The following is an 18,409-nucleotide window of genomic DNA, read 5'->3' on the forward strand; positions in this document are numbered from 1 at the left end:
CGGCGGGACCGGGACAAGGTGCTGCACGGGCGGGAGAGCGGCATCATCAAGCGGCTGCCGCACGGAGAGTTCGTCGAGGTGCACGAGCCGCTCTCGCAGGAGCAGCTGCACACGCTCACCCAGCATCGCCAGTACGAGCCGCTCGAGCTCGGCCCGGAGGTCGAGGAGGTCGACGAGAACGGCGTACGGCGCAAGATCAAGCGCTCGCAGAAGTTGCGCGCGAAACTCAGCCGCGCCTTCTACGGCTCGGGCAGCCAGATCCCCAAACCCGCCAGCGCTCATTCCCGCACCCCGTCCCGCCGTTCGTAGGCGCTCTGGAAAGCGTTTACTGCATTGCGGATTTGGCGCTGGGTTTGTGTCAGGAAGGCGCGCCCGCGGGTCACGATGCCGTCGGCGGCCTGGTTCCGGGCGGAGTCGAGTACGGCGGTGCCCATCGATGCGGCCGCCGCGGTCAGCTAAGGGGCGATCTGGCCGACCACCACCATTGTCTCGGACATTCCAGCACTCCGTCCGCCGCAGAACCACGTACCGAGACTGTCAACTTGCTTTGATTACGGCGAGTTATCCGTCCTGGGCCGACACGAAAGCACAGATCCGAGGTCCAGGTGACCTGCGCGTCGTGAGTCATTTTCACGGCTCACCCTCCAGGGGGCCCTGGCATGAGGGACGTGCGGGCGGGGGAGGGTGGTCCGGGACGGATACCACAGCATCCCTGACAGTGATTCAGGAGGCGAGCCGCATGACGCAGACGACGCACGGCATGGCCGGCAACGGCGCGGGAGCCGGCAGGGGTGCCGGGACGGGTACGGGAGCGGGCAAGGGTACCCGCACGGGCACGGGTACGGGAGCGGGCAAGGGTGCCCGCACGGGCACGGGCGCGGGCGCGGGCAGGGGTGCCCGCACGGGCACGGGCGGCGGTGCCGGCTTCACGTACCGTACCGACCACCTCGAGGCCGCCGACCACGCGCGCGTGGCCACGTACACCTGGCTGCCCGCGAGCGGCGTCCGCCCCCGCGCGCTGGTCCAGATCGCGCACGGCGCCGCGGAACACGGCCTGCGCTACGACCGGTTCGCCCGCTTCCTCGCCGGGCACGGCTACGCGGTGGTGGCCTCCGACCACCGTGGCCACGGCGCGACCGCCGTCTCCACCGGCGGCTACGGCGTCGCGGGCGACGACGGGTGGCGGGCGATCGTCGCCGACATCAAGGCCATCGGCGACCGGGTCCGCGCCGAACACCCCGGAGCGCCCCTGGTCCTGCTCGGCCACAGCCTGGGCTCGATGCTCGCCCGGGACTGCGCGCAGGAGTACGGGAGCGAGCTCGCGGGGCTGATCCTCTCGGGCACCTTCCGCTCGCTGCCCGGCGCGGAGACCGAAAGCGGGATCGCGGACCTGGAGCAGGAGATCGCGGAGCGCGGCCGCGCCGCGCTCTCCTCCTTCATCCCCGACCTCTTCGCCTCCTTCAACGACCCCTACCCCCACAGGACCGGCTTCGAATGGCTGTCGCGCGACGAGGCCGAGGTGGACGCGTACGCCGCGGACGAGCGCTGCGGGTTCGCGTTCAGCGCCGGTCTCGCCCTTGACTGGGTCCGGGCCGTCCGCAAGATCAACGACCCGCGCAACCTCGCCCTTATCCCGGCCCGCCTGCCGGTCCACATCGCGGTCGGCACCGAGGACCCGTGCAACCAGCGGATGACGCTGGTGTACGAACTGCTGGAGGACTTCCGCTACCTCGGCACGGAGGACCTGAGCTGGCGGGCCTACGAGGGGGCGCGGCACGAGATCCTCAACGAGACGAACCGCGACGAGGTGCAGCACGACCTGCTGGAGTGGCTGGACAAGCACGTCTGACGCGTCCGAGTCATCGGAGTTCGGGGCCGGGTCCGGGGCCGCTGTCAGTGGCGGGCGCTACGGTCGGTGACAGTGGGTGACAGCCGGGGACGGGCAGCACCGGCAGACCGGGCGGTCCCGGAGAACCGGGGGTGCCGGGGATGACCGTGCTGCCGGGAGCCGGGAGCCGGTTGCCGGGGAGAGTGGGAGAACGGAGGGCAAGGGGATGGGGACCACGGCCGAGGACGTCCGCAGGATCGCGCTCGCGCTGCCGGAGACGGAGGAGAAGCTCGCCTGGGGCATGCCGACCTTCCGCGTGAAGGGGAAGATCTTCGCCTCGCTGGCCGACGACGACGCCTCGATAGGCGTGAAGTGTCCGATCGAGGACCGGGAGGAGCTGATCGCGGCCGAGCCGGGGAAGTTCTTTCTGCGGCCCGGACACGACGACAACTTCGCGTGGCTGCGGGTGCGGCTCACCGCTCTGGACGACGAGGACGAGCTGGAGGCGATCCTGCTGGACGCCTGGCGCTTGACGGCACCGCGCAGGCTGGCGGAGGAGTACGAGGGGGAGGGCGAGGAGGCGACGACGGGCTGAGAGCGTGTGGTCAGCGTGCGGTCGTGCCCGGACCGGCGGCCAGGGGACCAGCCAGCTGGCGTCGGCCGGTTAGTGGTCAGCCGGTCGGCTGCCGGCTTGCCGGGCGCGCCGGGCGTGCAAGGCCCGCCGGGTCAGACGGGTCGAACGGGCCTGACATGCCTCCCAGGCCTCCCAGGCCGCCCAGGGCTCCCGGGGCTTCCGGGGCTTCCGAGGCCGAGGAAGCCGGTGACGCGCTCGCGCAGCGCACGCGGGTCGAGCCCGTGCGCGGCGAGGTGCTCGTCGATGGTGCCGTACCGGCGCAGCTCGCCGCGCGCCGTGCCGAGCCCGAGGATTCGGTGCGGGGTGTCGGCGAGTGCGTCGCCCGCGGCGGCGGTGGAGGTGCCGGCGAGATAGGGCTCGACGAGCACGACGTCGGCCCGGTCGCCGACGGCGGCGCGCAGCGAGGCCGCGTCGAAGGGCCGCACCGTGGCGGCGTACAGCACGGTCACGTCCAGGCCCTCGACGGCCGCCCGTACGGTGCCGAGCATGGGCCCCACGGCGACGACCACCCCGCCGCGCCCTCGCCGTACGGTCAGGAACCCGCCGTCCCCGGTGACCGGCTGCGGCTCCGCGTTCTGCTGCACGGAGAGCCGTACGTACACCTTGTCGTCCCCGGCGGCCACCGCGTGCCGCAGCAGCCGCTCCGCCTCGTCGGGGTGGCCGGGGACGTGGACGGTCCAGCCGTCGAGGGTGTCGAGGAGAGCCACGTCCCCGGGTGCCATGTGGGTGTAGCCGCCTGCCGGCCAGTCGTACGACGCGCCCGCGCTGACCAGCACGCCGCCCGCGCCCTGATGCCCGAAGTCCAGCTTGACCTGCTCAAACGGACGCTCGACCAGGAAGCTGGCGAACGTGTGCATGACCGGTCGCATCCCGGTCAGCGCGAGTCCGCCGCCCGCGCCGATCAGCAGCTGCTCCCGGATGCCGACGTTGATCACGCGGTCGGGGTGCCTGCGCTCGGCCTCGGCGAAGCCGTCCCTGCCGATCTCGGCGAGGACGACCGCGACACGCGGGTCCTCGTCGAGGAGCTGGGAGGCGGTGGCGGCGAAGCGTTCACGCATGGTGTCCATGGCGGTTCCTCTCGGCGGGGGGTGTCGGCTTGCGCTGTCGGCCGGGGCATGGCGGGGCCGGTGCCGGGGCCGCCCGCTGGCGGCCGTGGCCCGGCGCGGCCAGGGGCAGGGGCCTGAGCCCGACCTGGGGCCGGGCTCAGGCGGTCTTGGGTTCGACGCGGGCGACGACGGCGTGCGGCCGCCCGGGGTGGGGCGCGGTGAAGGCCTGGTACAGCGCCTCGTGATCGCGCCCGTCAACGGTCGCGGCCGACCAGCCCGCCGCCTCGAAGCGCGAGGCGATGCCGCCGGGCCAGCCGTGGGTGGCGGAGGAGTTGTCGATCACGAGGGTGTGCAGCCGGTCGAGGCCCGCGGCCGGCGCGAAGGCGATGGCCTCGTGGTTACTGCCCTCGTCCAGCTCGGCGTCTCCGATCAGCACCCACACGCGGGCGACGGCCAGGCCCTGCGCCCGCAGCCCGAGGGCCGTACCGACGGCGAGCGGCAGCCCATGCCCGAGCGACCCGCTGCCGATCTCGGCCCCGGGGATCAGCATCCGGTCCGGGTGGTGCCCGAGCGGGGAGTCGTACGAGCCGAAGCCCGGCAGCAGCGACGCGGGGAAGAAGCCCTTGGCGGCGAGCACGGCGTAGTACGCCATCGGCCCGTGCCCCTTGGACAGCAGAAACCTGTCCCGGACGGGCGCGTCGGCGGTGGCGGGGGAGACCCGCAGCACGCGGTCGTAGAGCACCCAGAGCGCGTCGAGCGTCGAGGTCGCGGCGGGGCCGTGCTTCTCGTCCCCGGTCATCAGGCTCATGAGCCCGGGCAGATCGGCGTAGCCGTACGCGAGGTCGTCTGATGTGGCGGTCATGACTCGAGCGTGCAACCTCAAGCCTGCTTGAGGTCAACTGGGCCATGTGGAGAACCGGCCGCGCTCACGGTGAGTGACCGCGCCCGGCCGGGTTCGGACGTCGGGCGTCAGACGTTCTTGATGTCGAACGGATCGTGCTCCGAGATCAGCTTGTCCAGCCGGGCCTTGTCCACCCGGCTCGTCACCTCGGTCATCTCCTGCCGGTCCCGCACACACTTGGCGAGGGTGAAGCTCGACGTCACGACGAAGATCATCCCGAGCCCCAGGAACCCCCGCTCCCATGCGCCCACAGGCAGCTTCAAGATGCCGTACGCAACCGCCGCGAGCGAGATCCCGAAAGAGATCGCGGCCTGCACGAAGAAGGCCGTCGTCGTCGGCCGCTGGATCGGTGTACTCATGTCCGTAGGCTCGACCATGGGCCGGGCGCGCGCCTGAGTAGCCGTACTCAACCCGACGTGACCCGTACGTGCCCCGCCCGGGGAATGGGGTGGGCAGCCACCCCCTGAGGTGCGGTATTGTTCTCGTGCGCGGTCGCCCGGGGGGAACCCCAGGCTGACACGGGCACCGGGACGTGGCGCAGCTTGGTAGCGCACTTGACTGGGGGTCAAGGGGTCGCAGGTTCAAATCCTGTCGTCCCGACCAGCGTTTTCGCAGGTCATAGGCCGTTTTCTCAGAGATGGGAAAGCGGCCTCTTCCGTGTTCGCAGGCCTGGTGGTCGCATGGTGGTCGCATACGTGCCTTGAAACTGGGACGCCTGGGGTGAACTGGCTGCTGGGGTGGGGGAGTAGAGCGGCTTGAGACGCTGGGTGCGGCCTTCGGCGTGGTCGCGGTGTGGTCGCAGCCAGTTCGGCCAGTGGCGGCGGGTGCCATCTTGGTCGGCGGTGGTCAGGGCTTGGTCGATGGTGTCGACGGCGTCGTGGGCCGCTTGCTGGGTGAGGTGGCTGTAGAGGTTCGCCGTGGTGGACAGAGTGGAATGCCGCAAGGTCTTCGACACCACGGTCAGAGGAACGCCAGCGGTGATGGTGAGGGTTGCGGCGAGGTGCCGCAGGTCGTGCAGGCCGATACGCGGGACACCAGCTTCCTTTGCCCGTCGGCGGAAGCGGTCGAGTACCGACTGTGGTCGCAGGGGTCGGCCGTCGGGGCGGCAGAAGACAAGGTCGGAGAACGGGTCTGTCGGATCACTTGTATGGGTGCGGATGGCGGCGGCGCGGCGTTTGAGGGCGGCTGCGACGCGCGGGGAGATGGCGACCCAGTTCTTGCTGCTGCGGGTTTTCGGTTCCGTGAGGACCAGTCGGGTGTTGTTGATGGCGGAGAGGGTGTAGCGGACGTAGAGGATCTGCTCGTCGGGGTGGGCGTCGTTCCAGTGCAGGCCGAGTGCTTCTCCTCGGCGCATGCCGGTGCCGATGAGGAGTTCGCACAGGTCGGCCATGAATGGGTCGGTCTGGTGGCAGTAGCGCAGGAAGCGGGCTGCTTCTTGTGGTGTCCAGATGCGTCGTTCGGCTGCCGGTGGGCGGGGGAGGACGGCGGGGCGGGCTGGGTTGTGGGCGAGGCGGCGTTGGCGGACGGCGTCGCCCAGGGCGCTGGAGAGTGTGGCGAGACAGCGGTACGTGGTCACCCTTCCGGGGCCCGCTGCCAGCTGGGCGTGAGCGAAGCCGGCGATGTGGCGGTGACCGAGTGCGTCGAGCTTGAGAGTGCCGAGTGCTGGAACAAGATCGTGGGTTATGTAGTCGCGGTAGCGGGCCAGGGTGGTGGGCTTGAGGACGAGAGCCTTGGCCTTGAGCCAGGTGGTGAGGTAGTCCGCGACCGTCTGGTTCGGGTCGGCGTTGAATCCTCCGGCCTCACCTTCGAGCAGGCGCCGCAGCGCAGCTCGGGCAGCGTCTTCATGAGCGAATCCACCGCGACGGATGGTAGTGCGCTAGCGGGATGTGCTGGGCAGGTCGACGGCGAAGGTCCAGCTGCCGTGGTCACTATCGGTAGCTAGATTGGGGCAGTGTGTGCCCAGCTGGCGGCGGTGCTGGTCACGGCAGCCGCAGCGGCGGTAGACGCGTCCGCGGTCGGCAGAGGAGCGCATGATGATCGCCTCCGGAGGGTGGAGCAAGGTGCCGACACGCTCAGTCTGCGCACACCATGCGACCACCAGCGACCATGACCCCCTCTGACCTGGACTTCACCCGTGTCGAGGCGACAAGTGCGTTGGTGCACCGGAAGTCGCCGCAGGCGAGGTAACCGGCGTCTTGCGTGTGAGTAGGGAGGTCGCGGACGTCGGCGTGGCTCCGCTGGCCATCCGCACCGCGACAGCGCCGCACGTCTGTCAGTCACCACCACAGCGCCGCGTGGCACGGCAGTCACGCCGATGCTGTAGTACTGCGCGCCACCGGGAGAGCCTGTCCTGCGGAGGTGGTGAGTCAGCATGCTCAAGGAGGCCAACAGCCTGGGCCTGACAAGTGCCCTTCGAACCCATCACCGCGGCCTGACCAGCTCAACCACGGGTTATTTTCGTGTCAGTCCCTGGACGGATCGTGGACCGCGAAGAAGTGAAGCCCTGCGTCGCCCGCTACCGCTAGATAACGGCCGGAGGGGTCGAAAGAGGCGTCGTGCAGGTGGGAGTTGGTCCTGATCCAGCAGACGGGCTGCATGTCGCACAGCCGGAAGAGGCCGATGTATCCGGGTTTCGCGAGGAGTGCCGCGTGCGTCTCGCTCGCGGCGACGCGCCAGATCATCCGGCTGGCACCTGGGCGAGTGTCCCCGTGCATCGACGAGGCGGATGCCGGCTGTCGTGCGCCACCCGTCACGGGCCACACACTGAAGACCGTCTCGTGCCATGTCCGGTCACCGGCGGCTGCGATGATCCTGTCGCCGCTCGGGGTGAAGCACGCATCGCCCCATCGCTGCGCGTCTGCCGGGGAATCGAACTCAGTCACCAGCTGTCCATCCGCAGTGAAGAGGCGCAGTGGCTGAAACCAGCGGCCAATCAGGTAAAGCTGATCGCTGGGTGCGAACTGGACGATGATTGGAGGCCCGCCTCGGGGGCGCTGCTCGGCTGGAACGCCGACCTTGTCGACCCACTGCTGCCGTGTCGCCGGGTCGCGTCCGGAGAAGGGGAACGTTTGGCATATGCGTACAGACGGACCTTGCACCGCTGCGAGGCTAAGGGTCAACCAGCGGCTGTCCGCCCCCGCGACAGCCAGGGTCTGGCTATCGGGGCCCCATCGCACGTGTTGCATGGCTGCTCTGTGTGGCGACAAGTTGTCAGCCGAGCCCTGGGGTTCGGCGCGCCAGATCTGGAGAACACGTCGGTCGCTGGTGGTTGCGAGTGCCGTTCCGTCGGGGCGCCAGGCCACGGAGTCCTGCTCGGTGTGGCCATTGCTCAGGGAGATGGTGGGCGACGGCGTGGGGACCGCACCTCGTGCCATGTCGCTGTCGGTTGGCATGTCCCACAGGGTGAGAGTGGCGTTCCCCTGTCGAAGCCAAGCGGGGGCTTCCCGCAGAGCGAGCCGCTCACCGTCGGGAGACCAGTGGACCGTCGTAGCCTGGTGATGCTCGTGCTGCCACAGCACCCGTCGGGCGAGGGGATCCACGACCACGACCGCGCCCTCCACCTCCAGCGCGGCGCTGCTGCCATCGGGCCGCCAGGTCAGCGCGCTGCCCGGGCCCCGCAGGGAGGGGTCGCGCCAGACTTCCGGTTCGCAGTGCTGCTGGGCAGGGTCGGGCCATCTGCGCAGCACCCCGACGTGTCGCTCGGCGGGTTGCTCTGCGGGAGTGTGCGCGAGCAGGCCATGGTCGGGATGCCAGGTGAGGGACACCTCTCCTTCTCTCCGCATGCCTACGCAACCGGTCAGAGGCCTCAGCCCGGCGTCGGTCGCGGGGTCCCACAGGCATACGTCGGTATCGCGGGCTACGGCCAGCGTTCGGGAGTCAGGAGACCAGCACAGGGCGGGTGCCTTGAGAGACAATGGATGGGCCTCAACCGGCGTTGCCTTGATCTCCGTACTGGTCCGCATGTCATAGACGGACAGATCATAGTGGAGGATCCCCGGGGCCTCCTGGGCGGTGCTCGCGTCGTTGTGCTCGGTGGCGAAACGGTCACCGAGCCCAAGGAGCGCCAGTCTCGTCCCATCCGGACTCCAGCGTGCGCGGTTGACGCACGAGACCGGGGGGTCGACGGAGCCCACGGATGTCCAGGCGTGGTCCACATCGATGATCTCCAGTGAGGGCTCTGTTCCCGCGACGGCGAGCAGTCGGCCCTGTGGGTGCCAGTCGATATCGCGGAATTCGCCGCTGTCCGACGTGGCCGAGGAGCGTACAAGAGCGGCGTGGTCGAGGTCCGGGGGTGCATGCAGTGCCCTGAGCCCGCCAGCCATGCGGGCCTGCCCGGAATGGCGTAGCCACTGGCGGAGCGGGAGGCTGCCCCAGGAGCGGTTCTCCAACGTGAGCGCCAGGTCGTGCGCTGAGAGCCCGCCGGTGAGCAAGTGGCCTTCTCGTCTGATGAGTTCGGTCAGTGCTCGGGCCCCTGTGTCGGAGGAGGCTACGTCGTTGTAGCGAACCAGGTCCGCGTCCGTCGCGGTCGGTCCGGATGCGGCCAGGCGTCGGCTGAGGAAACGCATGTCCCGCAGCGTGTCACCCAGTTCCTCAGTCAAACCGGCCTGCTGTAGGTGGAAGGCGAGACTGTCGGCGAACGACCAATCCTCGTCAGCCAGCTGATGCCACCCTTGGGCCGGGCGCAGCATGTCCAGAAGCCGAACGCCTGATTCGGACACGTGCCGTGCTCGGATCCGCCGCAATGCCTCGCGCGTCACGTCGTGCAGACGCAGCCCCTCGGCGCCAACAGCCGACGCGAGTGAGCGGCCAACAAAGCGGTCGCCCTCCGCGCGAGCCCGCACCTCGCTGACGTTCCACAGGCGGTGCAGCAACCGATATGGGATCGTCTCGCCCGGGGGGAACGTGGCCAGAGAGGTGAAGCGCTCCTCGCACTCGTCGCCGCCCGCAGCCACGAGATCCTCTAGGCTCAGCTCGAGCGTGCGGACGATGCCGTTCACCGCGTCGTTGTCGGTCAAGTCGTCGAGGGTGGGGATGCCCTGCTCATCCAGTTCGCGTACGAGCTCGCTCACCGCTTGCGGCACGGACTTGTCGTGTCTGTCCAAGAGGCTGCGCATCAGGTCGGAGATCAGGGCCAGGGCCAGCGGCCAGTGTCCTGTCCGTCGGAGCAGCGGAAGTAAAGCGTCACCGTCGGCCTGCTCTACGCCGAGCATCGCTACGGCTTCCTGGCCGCTCATGTCACCCACGGGGATTTCGGTGCCCTTCAGCAGCCCCGCGCGGCGCGTGGTGACAAGGAGTGTGACCTCATCGCCAAGCCCCAGGAAGGGACGTAGGTCGGTGGCACTCCACACGTCGTCGACCACGAGAAGGACGCGGCGGCCCGTCAGCGCGGAACGCAGTGCCTGCGCCGCGGACATCACGTCAGCGTAGATTCCCGGAGGCGAGCCGCTGAGATGCGATGCCAGCCCGGCCAGGGAACGTACGATCCGGTCGGCTCCTGGCCGCTGTCCCAATTCCGCCCATAGCAACCCCTGGGGAAACCAATCGCGCACCTCCTCGCACGCCCAGCTCGCCAGCGCTGTCTTGCCGAAGCCGCCCGGTCCGCACAGCGCCACATCGGTTTCGCGCTTGCGCAGGGCGGTTAGCAAGCGCCCACCCTCGTCGGCCCGCGGAGTGAACTTCTTGGGAAGAGCGGGGGCCATGTCTGGCGGAGGGGGATTCGGCGGGGTCGTGGCTGCCGCGGCGCCGTATCGCGCCCGGGAACCGTGGTCAGAGGTTTTCCCTGCTGACTCCCGGTCCTGCGCCGAGTATTCTGCCGGCAGTTCACGGATAACGGAGAACGCGAAGGCGGCGGCATTGCGGGCCGCGGTGCTCTGCCAGCCCACCCCGTCGGCGATGTGCTTGTCGCCGTCGGCTTTGTCACTGATGCCCCGCACGGTAAGGGCGGGCAGCCCGTGGTTGAGCTGCGCGGCCTGAGCCGCTCCTGCGCTTTCCATTTCGATGGCGGCGGCGTCCTGGTAGTGGCGTCGCAGCTGCTCCCTCAGGGCGGAGTGTGCCGAGTTCAGCACGACCTCCCCGGCAGCGATGGGGTCGAGATGGACCCTCGGAGGTAGGTCCAGGAAGGGCTGCGGCAGCAGGTGAGTCCACCTAGCTGTTCGGCGCAGGTCTCTGGCGAGCTGCTCCAGCTCGTGCGGGGCAGTCCAGAGCCGGGGGCGGGCCAGAAATTCCCCGTCCTCGTCCTTGCCCCCGTGGTAGGCATAGACGTGCGTGGCGACGACCACATCCCCCAGCTGGATATCGTCCTTGAGCGCCCCAGCCACCCCGACGAAGAACAACGCCCGCGGGTGGAACAGGGCAATCGCCCGCTCGGTCAGCACCGCAGCGCCCTGGTTGCCGTCCCCGATCTCAGTCAGCGCGATCTGCCATGGTGTACCGGGCAGGTGGCCCACGTCGAAGAGCGTGCCAGCGGGATGGCGCCGCTGCTGCATGGCGCCCAGGTGTGCACGCACGGACTGATACTCCACCTCCAGCGCCGTCAGCACGACAAGCGTGGTGCCTCGGCCGTTCACATCGCTCACGTACGCCCTCGTCCCGTTGGATCATTGGTGTGCGTGTGGGCCATCAAGGGCTTCACCAACACGCCCCACGACCACCAGGGCGGCCGCGTTGTTGCTCCCCAGCGGCCCAGGGCCGGCACTCTACCGGCCCCGCGACAGGCCTCACGCGCCAATCGACCTTCCTCGACAACCTGCTTGTTGGGCGGCTGCTCACCAGCTGCGGTTCGGCTTTCCCTCGGACCAGTTGGGGCAGCGGTGCCTGGGCCTATGCCCCGGTTCTCCTCGCGTCATGACCAAGGTCCGCGTACACCACAAGCTGCATGGCCAGAACAGCGATCCCCGCCACCTCAATGACGGACACCACGATGAGCATCGCCGGACATGTGCCCGCTGCCCAGAACACGATGACCGCAGCCAGCGACGCCCCACAGAATGTGAGCAGGTCGACGGCGAGCTGCAAGCATTTGCGGGACCTGCGGCGCCGATCGCTGCGGTGGGCCACTTCCCAGCCAAAGATCTGCCCCCCACTTTGACCACCAGCCAGGGCTGTGAGGCGGGGGGTGAGCTCATCACGTACATAGCGCCCGATCGCCGAGATCTTCTCGTCGTTGACCAGATAGGTCCACCCGAGCAGCACCGAGACCGGTGGCAGCAACAGCAGTAATTCGGCGTGCCCGTCGCGCTGGAGGACAGCAGCGATGACCGCAGCCATGGAAGCGAGTGTGGCGTAGAGAAGGTTGTCCCGGAACCCGATTCGGGCCTGCTGCTCCTCCTTGACCCGTTCGTACTCTGTCACGAGCAGCCCGCCGACTGTGATGTCCTCGCTCGTCGACACAGTTCCCCCTCACGTATGCCGATGCTCAGGTGGGCGCGATAGCGTGGTAGAGCCTTCCGGTACTCTGCCGTAACCCCTTGAGAATTCTGGACACATCAGGCCGTACGGTCGCAAGACCGCCTGCCGCGGGGCTGACCTCCGAGAGTTGGGCACCCGACGACTTCCCTGCCCCATCCGCGCTCCCGCCTGTATGACGAGGGTGCCTGCGGTGGGCGGTGATGGCGGGCTAGGCGGTGCGGTCGTGGTCCCAGACGCGGATCTGTGCGGACAGCCGGTCGGCGAGTTGTTGTCCGTCGGGACCGACACGTTCTGCGCGGCGCCGCTCGCGGCAGTCGTGGTGTTCTGGGCGGCGCGCCCGGTGACGGCGCCCCTGCTTGTCGTCTGCTTGCCGAACTCGCCCGATCGGCGTTCTGGGCGTGCAGATCGTGCTCTACGCGGATGTGAAGAGCCCATGAATCGCGGCCGGATGCCGCATCGGTGGCCGGGATCCGGTAGGGAAGTTGTTCAAAGGGGGCGCACGGAAGCGCTTGGCTTCTGTGTGCACCCGTCCGAGGGTGACTTCGGCAACATGAGCGGTAGAGTGCCGGGCCCTGGGGCCGCGTTGCCACAGGACGTGCCGAACGGCGAGCGCGGGCGGTTCGCTGTCATACCAACACCGGATACAGGGGCGACGGGGACGCTGTGGGTGATGCGAACGGCCAGGGCGGCACGATCGTCGTGCTCACTGCCCTGGATGTGGAGTACCGGGCGGCACGCGAGCACCTGGTCGCGTTACAGCGGCGGTCCGACAAGGGCACGCTGTTCGAAGTCGGCTACCTGAACGGCACACCGTGGCGGGTGGCCCTGGCCGAGATCGGCGAAGGCAACCAGGGCGCCGCTGTGATTACCGAGCGGGCTGTTGCGCTGTTCCATCCGCGGGCCGTGGTCTTCGCCGGGGTGGCGGGGGCGCTCAAGGATGACATCCAGCTCGGCGACGTCGTCGTGGCGACGCAGGTGTACGACTACCACGGCGGCAAAGAGGAGAACGGTGCGTTCCTGGCCCGGCCGAGGGTGTGGGCCGCGGACCACGAACTGGAGCAGTTGGCCCGGTATGTACGCAGAGAGGGCTCGTGGGTGCAGCCGCTGCCCGAGTCTGGCTCGGGCCGCAGGCCCGATGTTCACCTCAAGCCCGTTGCTGCCGGTGAGGTCGTCCTGAACTCGGCTCGGTCTCCACTGCGGGAGCAACTGCGGCAGCACTACCAGGACGCTGCCGCCATCGAGATGGAGAGCGCGGGCGTTGCGAAGGCCGCCCACCTTAACGCGGCGCTGCCGACCCTGGTCGTACGTGGCATCAGCGACCGGGCGGACGGCGGCAAGCACCACGCCGACCGCGCCGGTTTACAGCAGGTCGCGGCGCGGAACGCGGCGGCCGTCGCGTTCTCCGTGATCCGCGAGCTCCCGGAGGAGGACGGGGAGCCGCACAGGGAAACCCCTGCAGGCGGTGCCTGGGAGTCCATGGTCTTCGCGTCGACGGCCACGGACACGGTCGAGTCCCGGGCCGCGGGAGCGACGGTATGGTGCGGCGGCGAGGAGGTCGCATGCGGCGACTACCTCTACCTGCTCCACGACGAGCTGCTAGATGAACGCCCTTCCTCCGACTACTGCTTAATAGCCCGTCAGGCACTGGCACGCCAGCTCAAGCCCGAGCCCCTGCCGCACACGCGCTACGTCTGGTTGCGCCAGGCCGAGGCGCGCTACGACACCGCCGCGGAAACGGCGGCGAGGCCGCTCGCACGCGAGAACGGCTTGCTCAAGCGCCTGGGACGACAGAGCGCGGGCCTGCCCCGGGCCGGTCTGATCACCTCGCAGGGCCGCACTGCCACGCTCGCCCTTCCTTGGCCGACGTCACGGGCCTCGTCAGGTCCCTGCCCGACTCTGGGCACCGCGCTCGATCGGCGCGAACCCCTCGGGCCGGGAAGCCTACGACGCCTGCTCACCGGCCTGGCCGGGCTGTGCACCACCCTGGTGAAGCTGCACCGCCGAGGAGCCACCCACCGCCACCTCATGCCCTCCGGGATCATCGAGCTCGACGACGGCCGCTTTGTGCTGCGTGACCTCGGACTGGCTGCTCACATCCCGGAGCCCGGCGAGGGGCCAGACCCCTACCGGGCCCCTGAGCAGCGACGACGAGCACTGCGGGGGAAGACCGGCTCCTGGACCGACGCTTACCAGCTCGGCGCTCTCGCCTACCACCTCATTGCCGCGCACCCGCCCACCCCCGACAGACCGCTGCCGCTGCGCGCCCATCTGCCGGACATTCCGAAGGAAGCCGACCGCGCGATTCTCGCTGCCCTGGCCCGGGACCCCGCCGACCGTCCGACCCTGAACCAGCTCCAGGTCGCCTTGCGCGGCGCACGCGACGACCTTCGTTGAGGACGAGGAGCCTGAATGCCGTTCCGCACTGTCGGCCTCCCGGGCCCGATCAACCTCGTACCCGGCAAATCTCTGGATTTTTCCCTGCGTCAGAAGGCCCGCAACCACCTCGGCCTGCCCGCGGACCCCGACCAGCTCGCCGTCGACCTCGGTAGCCGTCCCGACGGCGTGCCCGCCACGCTCAGGGAGCCCCAGCGCGCCGGCGGAGACTGGAGCCTGCTCGTCCACGGCAGGACGTACGTCGCCCGGCTGTACCTCACCAAGCAGCGCGGGGACGCGTACACGATCGCCGCAGTCGACCCGCTCCGGATGGGCGACCACCACCGGCTCGCCCAGGGCTGCCTGCTGCTGCGGCCCGTGCGCTGGCAGCTGTGCCACGACTACCGACAGATCCCGCCGGGCTCCGACTCTTACTGGTCGCGGCTGCTGACGGAGTGGCGGCGGATCGGTGAGGGGATCGCTGCGGAGCACGGAGCAGCGCCGCTGCGCGCACACCACGCCGCCTTTCTCGACACCCTCGACCGGATGATCGACGCCACGGAGGCGATCTCCACCGAAACCATGCGGTCCACCCCGCCGTTTCCCTACCGCTCGGTCGGCTCCACTGGCGGGCAACGGCACGGCACACGTGCGGTCTACGAGTTCCGGCTCGCCGGGGAGGGCAGGCCGGAGGAGGGCGCGTTCGTTCAGATACGCGGGGAGCCCGAGCAGCGCGGGCAGGTGACCCGGGTCGCGCACGGCACGGTCACGGTCCGCTTCGACCAGGCGGTCGACTTCGCGCGCCTGGTCCAGCAGGGGGAGCTGGAAGTCACCCCCAGCAGCGTGGTGTACACCAAGCAGCGCGAGGCGGTGGCGCTGCTGCGGGCCGGGCAGGCACGGTCGCCCCGGCTCTTGGAGGCGCTGGTCGACCACAAGGTGCGCCGGATACGTCCAGGCTCCGAAGCTCCCGTCGAGGAGCTCGACACCGACCAGCTCGAAGCGTTCCGCAAAGCCCTGGCTGTCGAGGACATACTGCTGGTGTTGGGGCCGCCGGGCACCGGCAAGACCCGGACGATCACCGAGATCGCAGGTGCCGCCGCCGGTCGCCCCGGCCCCGTCCTGGTGACCTCGCACACCCATCGCGCGGTGGACAACGTGCTGTCCCGCCTGCCGCGCGACCTGGTGACCGTCAGGGTGGGCAACGAGGAAAAGGTCACCGCTGAGGGCCAGCCGTTCCTGCTGGAGCGTCAGGCCGCCGAGCTGCGTCAGGAGATCGTCGGGACGATCGGCTCCAGGAAGGACGGCTACGCCGAGGTCGGCATCGCCGAGCAGTGGGCGCGGGAGCTCGACGGCAGGCTGGAGAAGCTGGAGGTCCTTCTGACCGACGAGTCGCGGTTACGCGACCAGTACGCCGCGGTCCGGCGCGCTGCGGGCGGTCCCGCGCAGACCCGCGTGGATGACCTGACCGCCGAGCGCGGGCGCCGGGAGCGCGCGGCCGACCGCAACCAGCGGCGCATCGACCGCCTCACCCGCGCCCACCAACGGGCCGGGAACCGCGCCGCGTGGTGGCTGATCGGAGCCCTCTTCGCGCTGCTGGCCACGGCGTACGAGCGGCGGCTGGCCACCGTCCGGCAGAGGATGACGGACCTGGACGACGCCGTACGGCGCATCCGCAACGACCTCGCCGTGGCCGAGCAGGAGCTGGACGCGGTCACGCGAGACCTCGCCGCCGTACGGGCTGCCCGATCGGCCGTGGAGCAGGCCGAGCGGCTCAGCAGCGAATGCCGTGAAGAGGCCGGCACCGCTGCGCGGGCCGCTCGCGCCGCCGTGCCTGCCACCTAGACGCTGCCCCCTCTCCCCGACGACGCCGACCACAGGGACCTGGCAGGGCTGCGAACCTGGCTGGCCGGGCGCCTGCCACTGCTCGCCGCCCGGCAGAAGCTGCTGACCAAGTGGCACGAGGAGGTGTCCGGGGCAACCGACCAGCTCTATCCCGAGCTGATCCGCTACGCCCACGTGATCGCCGCCACCTGCATCGGCACAGCTTCCCGCCCCGAGCTGTCCGGCATCGACTTCGAGTTGGCCATCGTGGACGAGGCCGGGCAGATCGGCATGGCCGACGCGCTCGTACCGCTGGTGCGTGCACGCCGGGCGGTGCTGGTGGGCGACCATCAGCAGCTGCCGCCGTTCCTCGACTCTGAAGTGGAGGCGTGGGGCAGGAACGTCGCGGATCCCACGGTCACGAGGCTGCTGGCCGAGAGCATGCTGGAGACGCTGGTGCCCCGGCTGCCCGACAGCCACTGCGCGCTGCTGACCCATCAGCGCCGGATGCCGCCAGTGATCGCCGACTTCATCTCCGGCACCTTCTACGAGGGGAAGCTGCACACCGCGGTGGAGCGGGAGCACCGCGACCGGCTGTTCACCAGCGCGATGGCCTTCGTCGACACCTCGGGACTGCCCGCCGCCGACAGGTACGAGAAGCAGGGGCACGCGGGTGAGCGGTTCGGCCAGCGCGGCTACACCAACCGGGCCGAGGGCGCGCTCCTCGCAGAGCTGGCCGCCTTCTACCACGGGCTGGGTGTGGAGTGGGCGGTCATCGTGCCCTATCAGGCGCAGCGGTCCAGGATCGCCAGAGCGCTCGCCCGGACGATCGACCCAGATCACGTCGACCTGAATGTGGGCACCGTCGACTCCTTCCAGGGCGGCGAGCGTAACGTGATCTTGTACGGGTTCACCCGCAGCAACCCGTACGGCAAGGTCGGCTTCCTCAAGGAGCTGCGCCGGGCGAACGTCGCGTTCACCCGGGCCAAGCACCAATTGGTGCTGGTCGGCGACATGTCGACGCTGACCGACGCGCGGCACCGGGGCTTCCGCGAGCTGGCCCATTCCTTAAAAGGCCACCTAGAGGCGCATGGCGAGATCCGCCCGTACGCGCAGATCCGCGACCACCTGGCCGCGCTCGCCGAGGGGAGCGGACGCGCGTGAGTACGACGATGCGGCTGATGTCCTACCCCGAGGAGCGCGTCCTGGAGCACGCGGCGTACGTGCTCGAGGCCGTTCCCACGCGGATCTACCTGGTCCTGCTGCCGGTGTGGTGCGTCGAGGTGCAGGCGGAGGTCACCGCGGGAGAGCCGTACGAGCTGATCGACCGCTTCCTGGAGCGCGGCATCGCGGAGGCCGGGCTCGACACCGCGGACGACCTCGCCTCGTTCTTCGCCCTCGAACCGCCCCTGGTCGCCCAGGCCTTGCGGTTCCTCACCGCGATCGGCCACATCAAATGGTCCCGGTCAGGCCGCCTCCAACTCACCGAGCTCGGCCAGCGGTCCGTACGTGACAACAGGCGCTACACCGTCACTCGGAAGGACCGGCGTCGGCTGTACTTCGACGCCTTCGCTTGCCGTCCGCTGACCCGCCCGTACTACGACGAGCGGAAGGTCACCTTCCTGTCCTGGGGCGCGGCGCAGGAGGTGCTGAACCGGCGCGACGGGCCGCGTACCCACATCTTCAGCACCACGCATGGGTTCCGCCGCGAGGCGCTGGCGGAGCTCGCCGATCACCCGGAGCGCGACCGCTACAACCTGCCGGAGCGCATCGACCGCCCGGAGAGCCTCAACGAGGAACTCGCGTTCCTGCCCACGTACGTCGTCCGTGCCGTCGGGTCCGACGGCAGGGCGCGGCACCTGGTCTACACCCAGGCCGCTGACGAGGCCGATGTCGAGCTCACCGCCGTGTGCCAGAGCACGCCGGAGATCACCAGCGCGTTGGAAGCGGAGGAGGTGGACGCCGCCCCCGATGGCCAGGACCGGGACTTCCAGGACCGGGTGGCCAGGTGGCTGAGCACCAGGAACCTGGGCCAGCACCAGCCGGTCCGGGGCCGGAACGGCGGCTGGCGGGTCACGCTCCCCGGCGGCAGCTTCGGCGCGAACCGCGCGGTGCCGCTCACGAAACTGGGCTCGTTCGTGGTGCTGGGCACGTCCTTCTTCCACCTGTGGTGCAGTGACGAACGGGTACGCCGAAAGGCCCTGCTGGAGCGGCTCGATGCCTATCTCGGGGCCCGCGGGGCCGCGGACCGCAACATCGTCATCGCCCGGATCGACCTGATCTCCCGTCAGCTCGATCTGGGAGCGGTGTCCCTCCAGGACCTGTGGCGGGCCGCGGCAAGTGCTGGCAGACAGGGTCTGGCCGACCAGCTCGCCCGACTCGGATGACGGCACGTCAAC

General features: G+C 69.7%; 12 protein-coding genes, 1 tRNA gene and 1 pseudogene. 8 read left to right on the top strand and 6 right to left on the bottom strand.

All coding sequences use genetic code 11. The features are described from left to right. From ACTWQC_RS33410 to ACTWQC_RS33420, 3 genes and pseudogenes are all read left to right on the top strand, one after another. A pseudogene (locus tag ACTWQC_RS33410) lies at positions 1–309 on the top strand (ubiquinol-cytochrome c reductase cytochrome b subunit); the annotation flags it as partial. Between the two features lie 430 nt (positions 310–739). Beyond that, positions 740–1,849 carry an alpha/beta fold hydrolase gene (locus ACTWQC_RS33415; RefSeq protein WP_443319613.1) on the top strand — a complete coding sequence of 370 codons (1,110 nt, stop codon included), beginning with the start codon at positions 740–742 and terminating at the stop codon, positions 1,847–1,849. Between the two features lie 205 nt (positions 1,850–2,054). After that, positions 2,055–2,423, top strand: coding sequence for an MmcQ/YjbR family DNA-binding protein (locus ACTWQC_RS33420; RefSeq protein WP_443319614.1), 369 nt, complete (start codon positions 2,055–2,057; stop codon positions 2,421–2,423). Between the two features lie 131 nt (positions 2,424–2,554). On the opposite strand, the gene ACTWQC_RS33425 is transcribed toward ACTWQC_RS33420, so the two are convergent. The 3 genes from ACTWQC_RS33425 to ACTWQC_RS33435 form a co-directional block, all read right to left on the bottom strand. Then, a complete protein-coding gene (locus ACTWQC_RS33425; RefSeq protein ID WP_443319615.1) occupies positions 2,555–3,529 on the bottom strand; it encodes a transketolase family protein in 975 nt (324 codons plus the stop codon). A 136-nt stretch (positions 3,530–3,665) separates the two neighbouring features. After that, positions 3,666–4,370, bottom strand: coding sequence for a transketolase (locus ACTWQC_RS33430; protein ID WP_443319616.1), 705 nt, complete (start codon positions 4,368–4,370; stop codon positions 3,666–3,668). A gap of 107 nt (positions 4,371–4,477) precedes the next feature. Continuing rightward, positions 4,478–4,768 carry a YiaA/YiaB family inner membrane protein gene (locus tag ACTWQC_RS33435; RefSeq protein WP_443319617.1) on the bottom strand — a complete coding sequence of 97 codons (291 nt, stop codon included), beginning with the start codon at positions 4,766–4,768 and terminating at the stop codon, positions 4,478–4,480. 167 nt (positions 4,769–4,935) lie between these two features. Here ACTWQC_RS33435 and ACTWQC_RS33440 point away from each other — a divergent pair. Next, positions 4,936–5,012: transfer RNA gene (locus tag ACTWQC_RS33440), tRNA-Pro, on the top strand. A 28-nt stretch (positions 5,013–5,040) separates the two neighbouring features. Here the strand turns inward: ACTWQC_RS33440 and ACTWQC_RS33445 are convergent. The 3 genes from ACTWQC_RS33445 to ACTWQC_RS33455 form a co-directional block, all read right to left on the bottom strand. Further along, on the bottom strand, positions 5,041–6,276 hold the full coding sequence (locus ACTWQC_RS33445) for a tyrosine-type recombinase/integrase (RefSeq protein ID WP_443319640.1): 1,236 nt from the start codon (positions 6,274–6,276) through the stop codon (positions 5,041–5,043). A 595-nt stretch (positions 6,277–6,871) separates the two neighbouring features. Then, on the bottom strand, positions 6,872–10,984 hold the full coding sequence (locus tag ACTWQC_RS33450; protein WP_443319618.1) for a phosphorylase family protein: 4,113 nt from the start codon (positions 10,982–10,984) through the stop codon (positions 6,872–6,874). A gap of 244 nt (positions 10,985–11,228) precedes the next feature. Continuing rightward, positions 11,229–11,798: a hypothetical protein gene (locus ACTWQC_RS33455; protein WP_443319619.1), complete on the bottom strand. Its 570-nt coding sequence runs from the start codon at positions 11,796–11,798 to the stop codon at positions 11,229–11,231. A gap of 681 nt (positions 11,799–12,479) precedes the next feature. On the opposite strand from ACTWQC_RS33455, the gene ACTWQC_RS33460 reads away from it, so the two are divergent. From ACTWQC_RS33460 to ACTWQC_RS33475, 4 genes are all read left to right on the top strand, one after another. After that, positions 12,480–14,210: a phosphorylase family protein gene (locus ACTWQC_RS33460; RefSeq protein ID WP_443319620.1), complete on the top strand. Its 1,731-nt coding sequence runs from the start codon at positions 12,480–12,482 to the stop codon at positions 14,208–14,210. 15 nt (positions 14,211–14,225) lie between these two features. Beyond that, entirely contained in the window at positions 14,226–16,031 is a 1,806-nt protein-coding gene (locus ACTWQC_RS33465) for an AAA domain-containing protein (RefSeq protein ID WP_443319621.1), read from the top strand. A 99-nt stretch (positions 16,032–16,130) separates the two neighbouring features. Continuing rightward, on the top strand, positions 16,131–17,174 hold the full coding sequence (locus ACTWQC_RS33470; RefSeq protein ID WP_443319641.1) for a DEAD/DEAH box helicase: 1,044 nt from the start codon (positions 16,131–16,133) through the stop codon (positions 17,172–17,174). Further along, entirely contained in the window at positions 17,171–18,397 is a 1,227-nt protein-coding gene (locus tag ACTWQC_RS33475) for a hypothetical protein (RefSeq protein ID WP_443319622.1), read from the top strand. Before ACTWQC_RS33470 ends, ACTWQC_RS33475 begins: the two co-directional genes overlap by 4 nt. The last annotated feature ends 12 nt before the right edge of the window (positions 18,398–18,409 follow it).

Source organism: Streptomyces sp. 8N616, from assembly GCF_052246385.1.
Classification (GTDB): domain Bacteria; phylum Actinomycetota; class Actinomycetes; order Streptomycetales; family Streptomycetaceae; genus Streptomyces.

Excerpts from the sequence above, each read along its gene's own strand:
- ACTWQC_RS33415 (WP_443319613.1), top strand. The coding sequence starts at position 740 with ATGACGCAGACGACGCACGGCATGGCCGGCAACGGCGCGGGAGCCGGC.
- ACTWQC_RS33420 (WP_443319614.1), top strand. The coding sequence starts at position 2,055 with ATGGGGACCACGGCCGAGGACGTCCGCAGGATCGCGCTCGCGCTGCCG.
- ACTWQC_RS33425 (WP_443319615.1), bottom strand. The coding sequence starts at position 3,529 with ATGGACACCATGCGTGAACGCTTCGCCGCCACCGCCTCCCAGCTCCTC.
- ACTWQC_RS33430 (WP_443319616.1), bottom strand. The coding sequence starts at position 4,370 with ATGACCGCCACATCAGACGACCTCGCGTACGGCTACGCCGATCTGCCC.
- ACTWQC_RS33435 (WP_443319617.1), bottom strand. The coding sequence starts at position 4,768 with ATGAGTACACCGATCCAGCGGCCGACGACGACGGCCTTCTTCGTGCAG.
- ACTWQC_RS33465 (WP_443319621.1), top strand. The coding sequence starts at position 14,226 with ATGCCGTTCCGCACTGTCGGCCTCCCGGGCCCGATCAACCTCGTACCC.